Annotated in this window: 11 protein-coding genes; 8 read left to right on the forward strand and 3 right to left on the reverse strand. The window is 64.3% G+C overall.

The window, feature by feature from the left end; all coding sequences use genetic code 11:
• Window positions 1-130: 130 nt before the first annotated feature.
• Window positions 131-2,725, reverse strand: coding sequence for a CHAT domain-containing tetratricopeptide repeat protein (locus E4K65_RS43345; RefSeq protein WP_167771623.1), 2,595 nt, complete (start codon window positions 2,723-2,725; stop codon window positions 131-133).
• A gap of 64 nt (window positions 2,726-2,789) precedes the next feature.
• The gene (locus tag E4K65_RS43350; protein WP_135179298.1) at window positions 2,790-3,539 is read right to left on the reverse strand and encodes a HugZ family pyridoxamine 5'-phosphate oxidase; all 750 of its coding nucleotides are present in this window, start codon (window positions 3,537-3,539) and stop codon (window positions 2,790-2,792) included.
• Between the two features lie 242 nt (window positions 3,540-3,781).
• Between E4K65_RS43350 and E4K65_RS43355 the strand changes: the two genes are divergently transcribed.
• From E4K65_RS43355 to E4K65_RS43375, 5 genes are all read left to right on the forward strand, one after another.
• Window positions 3,782-4,483 carry a response regulator transcription factor gene (locus E4K65_RS43355; protein ID WP_008542552.1) on the forward strand — a complete coding sequence of 234 codons (702 nt, stop codon included), beginning with the start codon at window positions 3,782-3,784 and terminating at the stop codon, window positions 4,481-4,483.
• 116 nt (window positions 4,484-4,599) lie between these two features.
• Window positions 4,600-6,405, forward strand: a complete 1,806-nt coding sequence (locus E4K65_RS43360) for a sensor histidine kinase (protein WP_167771624.1) — start codon at window positions 4,600-4,602, stop codon at window positions 6,403-6,405.
• Complete coding sequence (locus E4K65_RS43365; protein WP_135179299.1) at window positions 6,402-6,926, forward strand: HPr kinase/phosphorylase; 525 nt, start codon at window positions 6,402-6,404, stop codon at window positions 6,924-6,926. Before E4K65_RS43360 ends, E4K65_RS43365 begins: the two co-directional genes overlap by 4 nt.
• 133 nt (window positions 6,927-7,059) lie before the next feature.
• Window positions 7,060-7,461, forward strand: a complete 402-nt coding sequence (locus E4K65_RS43370; protein WP_011090868.1) for a PTS sugar transporter subunit IIA — start codon at window positions 7,060-7,062, stop codon at window positions 7,459-7,461.
• Window positions 7,458-7,775, forward strand: a complete 318-nt coding sequence (locus E4K65_RS43375) for an HPr family phosphocarrier protein (protein WP_135179300.1) — start codon at window positions 7,458-7,460, stop codon at window positions 7,773-7,775. The genes E4K65_RS43370 and E4K65_RS43375 overlap by 4 nt, the downstream gene beginning before the upstream one ends.
• A 55-nt stretch (window positions 7,776-7,830) precedes the next feature.
• Here the strand turns inward: E4K65_RS43375 and E4K65_RS43380 are convergent, their stop codons facing one another.
• A complete protein-coding gene (locus tag E4K65_RS43380) occupies window positions 7,831-9,456 on the reverse strand; it encodes a glycosyltransferase family 39 protein (RefSeq protein WP_135179301.1) in 1,626 nt (541 codons plus the stop codon).
• Between the two features lie 114 nt (window positions 9,457-9,570).
• On the opposite strand from E4K65_RS43380, the gene lepA reads away from it, so the two are divergent.
• The 3 genes from lepA to E4K65_RS43395 all read left to right on the forward strand — a co-directional run.
• Entirely contained in the window at window positions 9,571-11,382 is a 1,812-nt protein-coding gene (gene lepA / locus E4K65_RS43385) for a translation elongation factor 4 (protein WP_135179302.1), read from the forward strand.
• A 584-nt stretch (window positions 11,383-11,966) separates the two neighbouring features.
• On the forward strand, window positions 11,967-14,216 hold the full coding sequence (locus E4K65_RS43390; protein WP_167771625.1) for an ABC transporter substrate-binding protein: 2,250 nt from the start codon (window positions 11,967-11,969) through the stop codon (window positions 14,214-14,216).
• Window positions 14,217-14,841: 625 nt separating this feature from the next.
• On the forward strand, window positions 14,842-15,071 hold a 230-nt coding region (locus E4K65_RS43395), incomplete at its 3' end, for a transposase (protein ID WP_135176109.1).

Here is a 15,071-nt window from a genome sequence, read left to right on the forward strand (position 1 = left end):
AAGGACCGCGCCAAACGTCGCGCATGTCAGCTCTGAGCAGGCGCATCAAAAAATCACGAATGATCGCGCAACCAAATGCGCGTTTCGACGTTATCGGGGGTTATTGCGACGCACAATTCCCTTGGGCGGTCTATCGTACCTCACCCTCGCCGATCAGTGCGAACGGTCCCCACATCGCAGGATAGGCATTGCGCGGCGACGAGGCGTCGTCGAGATACGTCAACATGGCGCGGCGCAACGCTTGGGCACGACCGATTTTTGGTTCGTTTTTGAGCAGAGCGAAAGTCGACGTGGTCAAGCGGGTGGCAGCTTCCGAATCCACCGCCCAATGCGACACCAGCAGCGCGCGGGCGCCGGCATAGAAGAACGAACGCGCCAATCCCGACAGGGCCTCTGCGCCGGGCTTGTCGCCGGCGATGGTGTTACAGGCCGACAGCACTACCCAATCCGCATTGAGCTTGAGCTGGGCGACTTCGCTCGCGGTGAGAAGACCGTCGTCGAGTTCGGAGGGCTGATCGGGAATGGAGAGCGCAAGCGAGGGCTCGCCCAGTCCCTTGACGTCGCCGGCGACGAGACCGTGGGTGGCGAAGTAGATGATGCTGTATTGAGCAAGCGCTGCACGCTTGAGCGTCGTTTCGCTGGCATCGCGGCCGAGATGGATGTCGACCTCGCCTGCGCCGACATCCCTGGCCACCGCGTTCAGCTCGTCGGCAGTGTCAGGCAGTTGCGGCAGCGCTTGCGCAAGCCGCGCACGATCGACGCCGGCGCCGCGCCAGAAGTCGGTATAGGCAATCGTCGCGATGCTGCGCGCGGCGACCTTGCCGTTCGCTGCGCGACGATCGGCCGGCCCTTCGGCCGCGGGGCTGAACACGGGATCGCCGAAGCCGGTCATTGGCTTGACGCCCTGATCCTTGCGCGCAAAGGCCCGCAGCGATTTCAGGCTGATCACCGACGGCAGCACCGAGACGGCCTGACGCCGCAACAGCCAGGCGGCGTTGCGATAGCCCTCGAGCTTGTCCGGGATCGCAGCTTGCGGCTTCTCGGTGACGAGCAGATGAAACGGCAATGCGGTCAGTGCCGCCGACGGCACCACCAAAAGGCTGCGCTTGTCCTTCGTCAGCGCTTCGACCGGGCCGAGCAGCGCGACATAGAGCTCGTTGGCGAGCGCGAGGTCGAACAGGCCGGATTTGCCGGAGGCATCGTGCGCCTTGCCGACGTCGAGCCCCTTGCGGAACGCCGACACTTTCCGCGCCAGCGCGTCCGTGCCGAGCGGAATCTCCTTCCAGTCGACGCCCTCGCGCGTGATCGCGATGACATAGCCCTGCTTGTCCACGACGGAATAGATCGTCATCGCTTCATCGGCCGACAGCAACGGCTGGATGTCCTTCACCGCGAGCGGCAGCGGATTTGAGAGCGAGGCATAATCGGGAAACTCGACGGCGAGCGTCTTCTGCAACCCGGCGCGCTCGCTCGCGATCGCGGCGATCCGCGTGCGGCTGCGCTGCTCGGCCGCAACGTCGCGTTGCGCGGCTTGTTTGGACACCGCCGTGGTGATCGCCTTGTCGAGCGCCTCGGCCTCGGCAGCGAGATCCTGCTCCTTGCGCACGAGCTCGGCGAGCCGGTCGCTGCCGGCGGCAAGCCGCACCGCGAGCTTGTTCACGGCGGAGGCGGCGGAAGATTGCGTGCCGCGCTGGATCGCGGCCAGCGCCTCGTCCAGCGCCTTGTCGTCGGAGAGGAGATGCTGCTGCCGCGCGGAAAACAGGATCGGCAGCACCACACGCAGCTGCGCGCGGCCGCTGCGAAGCGTCCTTTCCGCCAGCGGCAGGGCGTCGGCGGTGCGCCCGGAGACGTAGAGGAAATAGGCGAGGTTGCTGGTCGAGGTCACGACGTCGGGATGTTCCGGCCCAAGCGCACGCTCGCGGATCGCAAGGGCGCGCCGGTAGAGCGGCTCGGCATCGCCATAACGCTGCTGGTGCTCGTAGAGCCCGGCGAGATTGTTCAGCGAACGCGCGACGTCGGGATGATCCGGCCCCAGCACCTTTTCGCGGATCGCGAGCGAGCGCTTGATCGGCGCCTCGGCATCGGCATCGCGGTTGAGGTCGCGATCGACCTGACCGATGTTGTTCAGCACCGTGGCGACCGCGGGATGCTCGGGCCCGGCGGCCTTCTGATAGATCGCGAGCGCCCGCTGGAACAGCGGCTCGGCGTCGGCAAAATGCTCCTGCTTCACGTAGAGCGTGGCTAGATTGTTCAGGGCCTGGCCGACATCGGGATGCTCGCGCGACAGCGCCTTTTCGCGAATGGCCAGTGCACGCTTGAACAGCGGCTCGGCTTCAGTGAAGCGGCCCTGCCGCTGATACAGCGCGGCGAGGTTGCTCAGCTCGGGCGCGATCAAGGCGGTGTCGAGGCCGAGCGACTTCTCCATCAGCGCGATGGCGCGCTTGTAGATCGGCTCGGCGAGGTCGTCGCGACCCTGGCCGGCATAGACCTGACCGAGATTGTTGAGCGCGGCGGAGAGTTCGCGACCGTCGTTGCCCTTCTCCAGGCTCGCCACCATGGCCTGCGCCAGGGGCAGCGCTTCGGCATATTTGCCGGCCTGGTTGAGCGCGTTGATCCGCGCGCCCTGTGCGGCGAGATCGGCCTTCTGGGCAAGACCGGGCGTCGCAAGCGACGTGGTGATCGCGAGCGCCAGACCCGCGGCCAACGCCAAACGACGATGTGTCATGAACCCTCTCGCTGCCAATCCCGAACCGGTCACGGAGTTGGGTCGCAGCGATGGGCGGCGGCGTTCAAAGGGTTGCGCTCTGGTCCATCTTCATGCGCGCTTCGCCAGCGAGGCGAACCAGCATCTTGCGGAGCGCCGTGCCATCGGTCACCCGCTCCGGAAACTCCAGCCGCAGCGCGGTCTGGCCGTCCTGCATGTCGAGGCCTTCAGGGTCACAGCCGGTGCAGCGCCAGCCGCCGGCGGCCGCGCCGAGCAGCCTGGTCGCATAGAGGTCCATGGCGTCGCGGTGGTCGGCATTCATGTGCTCCACCGCGTCCTCCTCCGCCGCCAGCAGGTCCTCGGCACCGCTGAGGTCGGTGAGGAACTGCTCCGGCTTGAGGTCGACGATCCGGCCGAAGCCGGCCACCAGATGGGTTCCCGTGGGCCGGATCCTGAAGAACGAAAAATCCTTGAACGAAACAAAGGCTTCCGCCGACGGGTGGGCATTCAGATACCGCCGCCGAAGCAGATCCGTCTCGGCGCCGGCCTGCTCCGCCCGGCCGGACAGCATGATCCGGGCGCCCTCCAGCGGATCGCCGGCGGCACGCTCGTCCAGCATCAAGGAGACCCGGCCATCTGCCAGGATGTTCCTGGTGTGCACGGCCAACCCCGAGATCAGCAGGATCGGCGAGCCATCCGGGTGGCTCGCCAGATTGACCAGGGAACAATAGGGATCGCCGCTGCCCACCATCAACGTCGCGAGAGCGCCCTGCCGCGACCGCCTGAGCAGCGATTTGGCGAGCTTTCCGGGGTCGAAATCGGGGGTCGGTTGCATGGGCTTTCTCTGGTCAGGTGGTTGCAAAGGGGGTCTTTTTTCGGCTAAACGGGGATCCGGTTATGGGTCGGGATGCGGCGAATCTGCCGTGTTTCGTGGAACTTGGTCACACTTCAGCCCAGCTTGCATTGCTCGGTGACAAAGTTCGAACGCCAAGTTCGGGACCCATGTATGCGGCGCATCACTGGATTGCTCGCCGTTTCAAGCCACGACCCAAAACGGAAAGCAGAAAGCAGAGGCTCATGCCCACAATCGCTTTGGTCGACGACGACCGCAATATTCTCACATCCGTCTCGATCGCGCTGGAAGCCGAAGGCTACCGCATCATGACCTACACCGACGGCGCCTCCGCGCTTGACGGTTTTCGCACCACCCAACCGGACCTTGCCATCCTCGACATCAAGATGCCGCGCATGGACGGCATGGAGACGCTGCGCCGTCTCAGGCAGAAGTCCGACCTGCCGGTAATCTTCCTGACCTCCAAGGACGAAGAGATCGACGAGCTGTTCGGCCTCAAGATGGGCGCCGACGATTTCATCCGCAAACCATTTTCGCAGCGGCTGCTGGTCGAGCGCGTCAAGGCGGTGCTGCGCCGCTCGGCGCCGAAGGACCCGACCGTCGCGCCGAAGGAGAACGACGCCAAGGCGCTCGACCGCGGCCTTTTGCGCATGGATCCCGAACGCCATACCTGCACCTGGAAGAACGAGCCGGTGACGCTGACTGTCACCGAATTCCTGATCCTCCAGGCGCTCGCGACCCGGCCCGGCGTGGTGAAGAGCCGCAATGCGCTGATGGACGCCGCCTATGACGATCAGGTCTATGTCGACGACCGCACCATCGACAGCCACATCAAGCGGCTGCGCAAGAAGTTCAAGGTGGTCGACAACGAGTTCGAGATGATCGAGACGCTGTACGGCGTCGGCTATCGTTTCAAGGAAGCCTGAGGCAGCAGGCGCCTTCACGAATGTCCGGAGCATTGCCGGTTCTCGTTCCATCGGGACCGGGATGGCTCTAGGATGCGGGGACCTTCGCACGAGCTGTCCTAACGCGGGCGTAAGCATTGCTGGACCGAACGCAGCCTGACCCGAACCAGAGCGCCGAGGATATCGCATCCGACGGCGTTCCGGAGCACGTTGCCGAAGACAAGCCGGCCGCGCAGGGCTGGCGGCCGCTGAACTGGCTGAAGCGCGCCGGGCAGTTCTTCTTCGCACTGTCCTTCTCCAGCCTGACCCGCCGCATCGTCTCGCTCAACCTCGCCGGCCTCGTCGCGCTGGTGGCGAGCATCCTGTACCTGTCGCAATTCCGCGCCGGCCTGATCGACGCGCGCGCGCAGAGCCTCCTGGTGCAGGCCGAGATCATCGCCGGCGCGATTGCGGCGTCCGCGACCGTGCAGACCAACGCCATCACCATCGACCCCGACCGGCTGCTCGACCTCAAGCCGGGCGAGACCTATGGCGGGTCGGACGACTATTCGCCGCTGGATTTTCCGATCAATCCGGAGCGCGTGGCGCCGGTGTTGCGCACGCTGATCTCGCCGACCAAGACACGCGCCCGCATCTACGATCCGAACGGCAGCCTGCTGGTCGACAGCCGCAGCCTCGATACCGTGGTGCGCCTGCCCCTGCCGTCGCTCTCCGCCGAGAAGCCCGGCATCGTCGAGCGCGGCATGGTCGCGGTGCGCACCTGGCTGAACCGCGGCGACCTGCCGCTCTATCGCGAGCTCGGACCCGAGAACGGCAATGGCTATGCGGAAGTGGCCGATGCGCTCCACGGCGAGAAACGCTCGATGGTGCGGGTCAATCCGCGCGGCGAGGTGATCGTCTCGGTCGCGGTCCCCGTGCTGCGCTCGCGCGCCATCCACGGCGCGCTGATGCTGTCCACCCAGGGCGACGACATCGACCAGATGGTCACCGCCGAACGCCTCGCCATCCTGAAAGTCGGCGGCGTCGCCGCCGCGGTCATGATCATGTTGTCGCTGCTGCTCGCCAGCACGATCGCCGGTCCCGTGCGCCGCCTCGCCGACAGCGCCGAGCGCGTCCGCCGCCGCATCAAGACCCGTGTCGAGATCCCCGACTTCACCCGCCGCCGCGACGAGATCGGCCATCTGTCCGGCGCGCTGCGCGACATGACCAATGCGCTCTACAGCCGCATCGAGGCGATCGAGATGTTCGCCGCCGACGTTGCGCACGAGCTGAAGAATCCGCTGACCTCGCTGCGCTCCGCGGTCGAGACGCTGCCGCTGGCGCGCAACGAGAACAGCCGCGCCCGCCTGCTCGAGGTGATCGAGCACGACGTCAAGCGGCTCGACCGCCTGATCTCGGACATCTCCGACGCCAGCCGGCTCGATGCCGAATTGCAGCGGCAGGACGCGGTTCCGGTCGATCTGCGCCGCCTGCTCGGCACGCTGGTCTCCGTCGCCAACGAAACCAAGCTCGGCCACGACGTCGCGGTCGAGGCGCGCTTCGAGGGCCGCGGGCCAAGCGACACGTTCGCCGTGACCGGCCACGACTCACGGCTCGGCCAGGTGGTCTCGAACCTGCTCTCCAACGCGCAATCCTTCTCGGAAGCCGGCAACAAGGTGCGCCTCACCTGCCGCCGCGTGCGCGGAGAGATCGAGATCGTGATCGACGATGACGGCCCCGGCATTCGCGATGACGCGCTGGAGCGCATCTTCGAGCGCTTCTACACCGACCGTCCGCATCAGGGCTTTGGCCAGAACTCCGGCCTCGGGTTGTCGATCTCCAAGCAGATCGTCGACGCCCATGGCGGGCGCATCTGGGCGGAGAACCGCCCCGGCCCCATGGACGCCGACGGCGAGCCGACGGTTGCCGGCGCGCGCTTCGTGGTGAGGCTGCCGGCGCTATGAGCGACGGCGAGCCCAGCGTGCACGCCTCCGCGGTCAAGGTCGGGAATCTGGCAGTGCTGATCCGCGGCCCGTCGGGCTCCGGCAAGTCGCGCCTTGCCTTCGATTTGATCATGGCGGGCCGCGCCGGCGTGGTCGAAAGGGCCGTTCTGGTCGGTGACGACCGTGTCCATCTGGCGACAGTCGGCGATGAAATTGAAGTCCGCCCGGCGCCGCCGCTGGCCGGCCTGATCGAAATCCGGGGCCTCGGAATCCGCCGCTGCGACTTCGTGGAGCATGCGACCGTCGGCCTCGTGGTCGACCTGGACGCCGCGGACGCGGAACGGCTGCCGCCGGCCGAATCCCTGAAAACAAGCATTTTAGGTGTCGAAATACCGCGAATCCCGGTTAGCCGCGACTATTCGCCCCTCCCACTGGTTGTCGCGGCCTTGACCACTACCAAGAGTTCATCTTCCGTTAATCCCTCGGGCGATTGTTTGAAGGGAAATGGTAACCATATGAACCCCACTATCGCGACCGAATAGACCGGCGCAGCTCCCCTTATCCATCCGTCTAAGTTCAGGGAGATACGCAACATCCCCTCTTGCGCAGGGGCTCTGGATGGTCAAAGTGGCGCGTTCGTGCGGTGCACCAAAAGCGCCCGCGAGGAGTTTTCCGATGATTGGTCTAGTACTTGTGACCCACGGGCGCCTTGCCGACGAATTCAAGGCAGCGCTTGAACATGTCATGGGCCCACAAAAGCAAATCGAAGCGATTACGATCGGCGCTGAAGACGATTCCGATCTGTGCCGAAGCGACATCATCGAGGCGGTTAACCGCGTCGATTCCGGCGATGGCGTTGCGATCCTCACCGACATGTTCGGCGGCACGCCATCCAACCTGGCAATATCCTGCATGAGCCGGCCGAAGGTCGAAGTGCTCGCGGGCATCAACCTTCCCATGCTGGTGAAGCTCGCCAAGGTGCGCGAGGAACGCGCGCTGCCCGACGCGATCGCGATGGCCCAGGAAGCGGGTCGCAAATACGTCACCATCGCCAGCCGCGTGCTCGCCGGCAAATGAGCGACGACGCGCCGCAAGCCGGGACGGGCGTGCCCGCGGGCGCGATCTCCAAGGAGCTCCTGATCATCAACAAGCGCGGCCTGCACGCCCGCGCCTCGGCGAAATTCGTCCAGGCGGTCGAGCGCTTCAACGCGCAGGTGTGGGTGACGCGCGGCGGCGAGACCGTCGGCGGCACCTCGATCATGGGCCTGATGATGCTCGCCGCAGGACCCGGCACGACGATCACGGTCGCTGCGGCTGGTACGGATGCCGACGCCGCGCTCGCGGCGATCACCGAGCTCGTTGAAAGCAAGTTCAACGAGGAAGGGATTTAGGCCCGATTGTCATTCCGAGATGGTGCGACAGCATCGAACCCGGAATGACCTTCGGTCACTTCCCCGGCGGCGCGATGTAGATGTTCCAGCTCATCGACGGACCGGCCTTGCCGTGGGTGAAGCGGCGCGTCGTCATCACCATGCGCTCGGCGTTCGGCGCGGTCTCCGACACCCATTTCTCGAACGCCGGCAGGCGGCCGTCGGCCGGATCGAACACGCCGATGAAGCCGTATGTCTTGACGTCATCGCGCGAGATCAGCCCGGAATCCCAGGCTTCGATCGGCACGAGCGCGACCGGGTGGTCCGGGCTGTAGAACACCATCGGCTGGATCGATTCCATGGTGCCGGCGACGACCGCCCAGCGCGAGGCGAAGCGCGCGTGCCAGGCCTGCGTCAGCTCGCGTGCGAGGTCAGAGCGCGCGCCATAGGTCGCGGTGTTGCCGGCATTGGCGGCCATCTCGCGCGCGGCGATCCAGGGCGAGGCGGCGAGCGTCGCGATGCTCAGCACGAGCCAGATCGCGGCGATGTTGACCAGGGTCGCGCTCTGCACCCGCAGCGTCGGGATCGCGGCCAGCGCCAGGGGCACCAGGAAGAACAGCGAGATGCCCCAATCGGTCTTCATGTAGATGCTGAAGGCGAGCGCGCCGAGCGGCGGGCCGACGGCGACGATGGTCTGGATGATCCAGACATTCAGCGCCTGCGAAAAATTGGCCCCTGGATTGGGACCACGCGCCCAGGCGCGCGTGACGATGCGCAAGGGCGCGCGCAAAAGCAGCGTGAACCAATGCGGCACCAGCGCCATGGCGAGCGCAGCGAGCGCTACGGGAAGGGCCAGCAACGCGAAATTATGCAGGAAGTAGCCGGCCACGAGCTGATGCACGAGACTGGCGTCCTCGAGGCTGTAGGTGTCGCCGGCATAGCTCAGCGGGACGAAATGCACGTCCGCCAGCCACACGATGTGCGGGATCATCGCCACGACAAGCGTCGCGATCGCCACCCACGGCGCCGGCGACAGCAGGAATTTCAAGCGGTCGGGATGGATCAGCGCGGCAAGGCCGATGGCGCCGATCATGGTCAGCACCCAGTATTTGGTCATCAGCGCCAGCGCGGCGGCGAGCCCGAACCAGATGCCGGACTGCCAGCTGCGCTTCTCGAAGGCGTTGAGATAGGCGAGCACGAGCAGCGGCAGCGTGACGAGCTGGAGCAGGTCCGGATTGTACTTGAAGCCCTTGAAATTGAAGATCGGGTAGAGCGCGACCATCACCACGACCAGGAACGCGCGCCGCGCATCCACGACGCGCAAGCTCAGCAGCCAGCAGATCACCATGCCGACGCCGACCGTCGTCATGGCGAGCGTATAGGTCGCCCAGTCCGTCGCCGGGAACGCCTTGAACCAGACGCCGGCGATCCAGCCCGACAGCGGCGGGTGCTTGCCGTACCCCCAGAGGAATTTCTGGCCCCAGCCATAGGCTTCCGCGACGTCCATGTGAACGTCCTGCGCTGCCTTGAGATTGATCAGGATGAAGGTCCAGAGCACCGCATGCAGGATCGCGAGCTGGATCACCAGCCACAGGCGGGCCTCCGGCCGGACCGCGCTGGCAACCAGCCAGGCCCGGAAGCGGTTGAAACTCACCCGTGTCTTCGCACGGGCGCGGGCAGATGGGATTGAGGTCGTCGACATCAGCCGTTGCGTAGCGCGTTTTGGGCCACCGTGGAATCAGCTTGGCGTGAAGAAAGGCCCTGAAAATACAGCAATATGGTTGCCGCACGGGGATGTGAGTGGTATCCCGCGCCCATGACGACCGTCCCCATTTCCAACATCCGCAATTTCTCCATCGTCGCCCATATCGACCATGGCAAATCGACGCTGGCCGACCGCCTGATCCAGATGACCGGCGGCCTGTCCGACCGCGAAATGGCGGGCAAGGAGCAGGTGCTCGATTCCATGGACATCGAGCGCGAGCGCGGCATCACCATCAAGGCGCAGACGGTCCGGCTCGCCTACCACGCCAAGGACGGCAAGGACTACATCTTCAACCTGATGGACACGCCCGGCCATGTCGACTTCGCCTACGAAGTCTCGCGGTCGCTGGCGGCCTGCGAGGGTTCCCTGCTGGTGGTCGACGCCAGCCAGGGCGTCGAAGCGCAGACGCTCGCCAACGTCTACCAGGCGCTCGACAACAATCACGAGATCGTTCCGGTCCTGAACAAGGTCGACCTTCCGGCCGCCGAGCCCGAGAAGGTCAAGCAGCAGATCGAGGACGTCATCGGCATCGACGCCTCCGACGCCGTGATGATCTCGGCCAAGACCGGCCTCGGCGTTCCCGACGTGCTGGAAGCCATCGTCACCCGCCTGCCGCCGCCGAAGGGCGATCGCGATGCGACCTTGAAGGCGCTGCTGGTCGACAGCTGGTACGACGTCTATCTCGGCGTCGTCGTGCTGATCCGCGTCGTCGACGGCGTCATGAAGAAGGGTAGCCGCGTCCGCATGATGGGCACGGGCGCCGCCTACGACGTCGAGCGCGTCGGCTTCTTCACGCCGAAGATGCAGCAGGTCGACGAGCTCGGCCCCGGCGAGATCGGCTTCATCACCGCCGCGATCAAGGAAGTGGCCGACACCCGCGTCGGCGACACCATCACCGACGACAGGAAGCCGGTCACCGAAATGCTGCCGGGCTTCAAGCCGGCGATCCCCGTGGTGTTCTGCGGCCTGTTCCCGGTCGATGCCGACGATTTCGAGACGCTGCGCGCCGCGATGGGCAAGCTGCGCCTCAACGACGCCAGCTTCTCGTTCGAGATGGAGACCTCGGCCGCGCTCGGCTTCGGCTTCCGCTGCGGCTTCCTCGGCCTGTTGCATCTGGAGATCATCCAGGAGCGGCTGTCGCGCGAATTCGATCTCAACCTGATCGCGACCGCGCCGAGCGTCATCTACAAGATGAAGCTGACCGACGGCACCGAGCTCGAGATCCACAATCCCGTCGACATGCCCGACGTGGTCAAGATCGAGGAGATCCAGGAGCCCTGGATCGAGGCGACGATCCTCACCCCGGACGAATATCTCGGCAGCGTGCTGAAGCTGTGCCAGGACCGCCGCGGCGCGCAGAAGGAGCTGACCTATGTCGGCGCCCGCGCGATGGTGAAATACGACCTGCCGCTCAACGAGGTCGTGTTCGACTTCTACGACCGGCTGAAATCGGTCTCCAAGGGCTACGCCTCGTTCGACTATCATCTCACCGACTACAAGCCGGCCGACCTCGTCAAGATGCAGATCCTGGTCAATGCCGAGCCGGTGGACGCGCTCTCCATGCTGGTGCATCGCACCCGCGCCGAAGGCCGCGGCCGCGCCATGGTCGAGAAGATGAAGGAGCTGATCCCGCCGCACATGTTCCAGATCCCGATCCAGGCGGCGATCGGCGGCAAGGTGATCGCCCGCGAGACGGTGCGCGCGCTGCGCAAGGACGTCACCGCAAAATGCTACGGCGGCGACATCACGCGTAAGCGCAAGCTTCTGGAGAAGCAGAAGGAAGGCAAGAAGAAGATGCGGCAGTTCGGCAAGGTCGACATCCCGCAGGAAGCCTTCATTGCCGCGCTGAAGGTAGATAGCTGAGGCCAACGGGCCCAGGCTTTCACGGATACATCAGCCGCCGTCATGCCCGGGCTCGTCCCGCCTGCGGGGCCGAAGCCCCTTCGGCGAGGCGAGCCCGGCCATGACGACGAAGGCAGGACCAGATTTCGTGACGAGATCGGTCCGGTCCGAGGCTTTTGCGACCGGACAACAAAAACCGCGAAAACAACCCCATGCACAGTAGCCGGCCCCTTGCCGGCATTGGGTTTTTCGAATTTTCGATTTTACGAAATCCGGGTTGACCCGTCGGGCAAAACAGGGGCATGATGGCATCATGGCAGCGGGTGCGCAGCAGGCCTTCATCAGGACGCACCATCTCGACCGCCGGCCGATCGGCAGCCTCTGATTTCGATATCCAGGCATCGCGTCGGTGACGGCTTACGTCGGCTCCTGGCCCGTCAACCGACCTGCCAAGCGCTTTTCCCTTCATCCGCTTTGAGTGGTCGTAGATCTTGCCGGTGGCGATGGGCGGGGTTGAAAAACGCTCCCAGCGGCGGCAATCTCGGCCTGAGTGAGGCCTCGATCTGGAGAATCTCGGCTTATGCCGATCGATGCGAGGATCGACGATGAAGCCGCGGCTGAGAATGTGGCTTGCCGTTGTTGCGGGCGTCGCCCTGGTGCTCGCCGTCGCCTGGGCCGTCATCCTCTGGACCCGCCCGGAACCTATTCGCATCGCGTTCGCCAATTCGCTCTCTGGCCCGTCCGCCCCGGCCGGGACGGAAAGCCTGGTCGCGACGCAGCTTGCAATCGACGAGGTGAACGCCAAGGGTGGCGTCAACGGACGGCTCATTGAACTCGTTCTGTTCGACGACGCAAGTGATCCAGCCGTGGCGCGCGCGAATGCGCAGGCGATCGCCGACAGCCCATGCGTCGCTGTGCTCGGCCATTATCTCAGCTCCACTTCGCTCGCGGCAGCGCCGGTATATAAGGCTGCGCGGGTTCCGGCGCTCACGGGAAGCGCGGCTGCCGACGATCTGACATCCACCAATGATTACTATTTTCGTGCGTTGGCGCCGGTCTCCGCGCAGGCGCGCTCGGTCGCGGAACATCTGCGCGCCGTGATGAAGGAGCCAAAAGTCCGTCTTGTTCACACGCGCGATTCCTACGGCAAGAGTTTTGCGCGTGGATTTGCGGCGGCCTATCCGGCGGAGCAGTTGCACGTGTTCGGACTGGACGTCGCAGCCGGTCAGATCGGATCGATGGATGGGGCGCTAGAAGCTGCCGCGCAGGAGCCCGGACCCGGCGTTATCGTCGTCGGCGCGGCACCCGATTTCAGCCCAGACATCATCAAGGCGCTGCGTCGCCACGGCATCAAGGGAACGATCATCGCATCCCAGGGCGCGGCCCGCGAAAGCTATTTGCAGAATTTCGCCAACGAGCCCGAGGAAAAATCGCATCCGGGTTTCTTCAGCGAAAATCTGTATGCCGCTTCATCGCTGATGTTCGACAGCGCAGGCGTGGCGGCGCAGGCCTTTGCCGTCGACTACAAGGCGAAAGCGGGAACCTCGCCAAGCTGGGTTGCCGGCGGCGCGTATGACGCCGCGCGCCTGATGATCGATGCGCTCAAACGAGCTGCCGTACATCACCGGTTTATGGGGCAGGGGATTCAGAAACGATCCGACAGCAAGGTTGCGGATCGCGACCGGGTGCGCGTCGCACTGGCTGCGATCGACAGTCCGAAATCGGCGGTCGTCGGGCTGACGGGGCGGCTCTATTTCAACGCGAACCGCGACATTCCGCGCCCGATCCGAATGGGTTTCTTCCATTACGGTCGGTTCGTCACGGCGCCGCAGCAACTCGTGCGCATCGATCAGCCTGATGGAATCGATCTCGCCGCGGAACAGGAGAAGGGCCATGTCATCGCGTTCGAGGATCGGCGCTACTGGATTCAGCGCGTCGTCTATACCGGCATCGACATCATTCGCGTCAGCCGGATCGACGTGAAGCAAAATTCGTTCAACGTCGACTTCTATCTCTGGATGCGATTCGCTGGCGACGACGAGGCGCAGACGCACGTCGAATTCCCGGCATTGCTGGATCGCGGGGCTTTCGATCCAGCGCGGCCGATTCAGGCGGGACACGAAGACGGCCTGAGCTACCGGCTCTATCGCGTCAACGGCGATTTCAAGGCCCGTTTCGATCTCCATGACTATCCGTTCGACACGCAGCAATTGCATCTACATTTTCAGAACACGGAACGGCGGCGGGAACTCATCACCTATGTCATCGATCGGTTCGGCTTGCGCCTCGCCGACGACGGAAGCTCGCGGGCCGAGGACGGGGCCTATTCCGGACTTCCGCTCTGGCGATTTCTCGGGCTGACCTATTTCGTCGAATCCCTGTCCAGCGGATCGACGCTCGGAAAGGCGTCTTTGTTTGGTGCCGAGGCAAGGACGGAATTCGCAGGCTTCGATGCGACCATCATGCTGCGCCGCAGCTCCGCCATCTACATGCTGAAGAACCTGCTGCCGCTGTTTCTGCTCGTGCTCGTCGTATTCGCCACGCTGTTCTTTCCCGAAACCATGTTTCGTGAACGCGTGACGATCCCAGTGACCTCGATCCTGGCGAGCGCGGTGCTGCTCGTGGCGGTGAACAGCCAGATCGGCGATGTGGGATACACGGTGGTGGTCGAAGAGATGTTCTACATCTTCTTCGTACTATGCCTGATGGCGATGTTGGCGGGCTACAGACATGAAAAACTTCGGGACGCGGGCCGAAAGCGCGTCGCTGTTGTTTCGGATCACGTCGCGCAGATCATTTATGCCGGGACGGTGCTCGCCATCATCGTCGTGCTCTACCGGCGTTATGCCGTGTGAGGCAAGCGTGGATACCTCGCCGGCCCGCCGCACCTTTTGAGGACGAGATTTGATGGGTTTCGCTTTCGCTCTACCCATCCTACGCGCTGGCCGGCGCCGCGATCGTGGCGGCGATCGTCGCCGCAGTGCTGGTCGGCAGTGCGACTGCGTCCTGAAGCCCAAATCAAACAGAACGCCCGAAGGGCCGGTCATTGATGTTCGATTACGAAAATAGAAAGGTCCCAATCAGCAGGCCCGCGGCGAAAGCGAAAAGCCCCAAAGTGCAGATCGAAACAATACGAACGAGGACGCGTACTTGCGCCTCGTACTCCTCTTCTGCGGTCTTGTGGGACTGAGCCGCCACTGCAACTGCCCTACCATCGCCCAGATTGGGCGAATGTACGCTCGGAATCATGGTCAACGCGAGGCATTTTGGCCCCGCCGCGATGCCCTGTTCGTGACTTGGCGGGGGCATCTCTTGACCTGGCCGGCGTCGTTTCAACGGGGAGGATCATCCCTTGAGGTCCGTTCAATGGGGCTTAGCGGACTGAATTTGCTCGAGTTGAGTTTTTCGCGTTTTGACCCTGGCTGTGTGAAAACGCTGCTGCTTTGCTATGATTCTCTGGTGATTCTGCGGGGGAAGCTGATGAGGCGCTTCGTTGAGCAGGCCGATCGTGGGCAATGGACATTATTGCCCGAATGCCTCGATGATTTCATTGACGAGAGCAACCCTGTTCGAGTGATCGACGTGTTTGTCGATGCGCTTGATTTGGCTGAGATGGGCTTTGAGGGAGCGGAGCCGGCCGCAACGGGACGGCCGTCGTATCACCCCTCGGTTCTCCTGAAGCTCTACATTTATGGCTATCTGAACCGGGT

Origin of the sequence: Bradyrhizobium niftali (assembly GCF_004571025.1) — a bacterium.
In the GTDB taxonomy this organism is placed as follows: Bacteria; Pseudomonadota; Alphaproteobacteria; order Rhizobiales; family Xanthobacteraceae; genus Bradyrhizobium; species Bradyrhizobium niftali.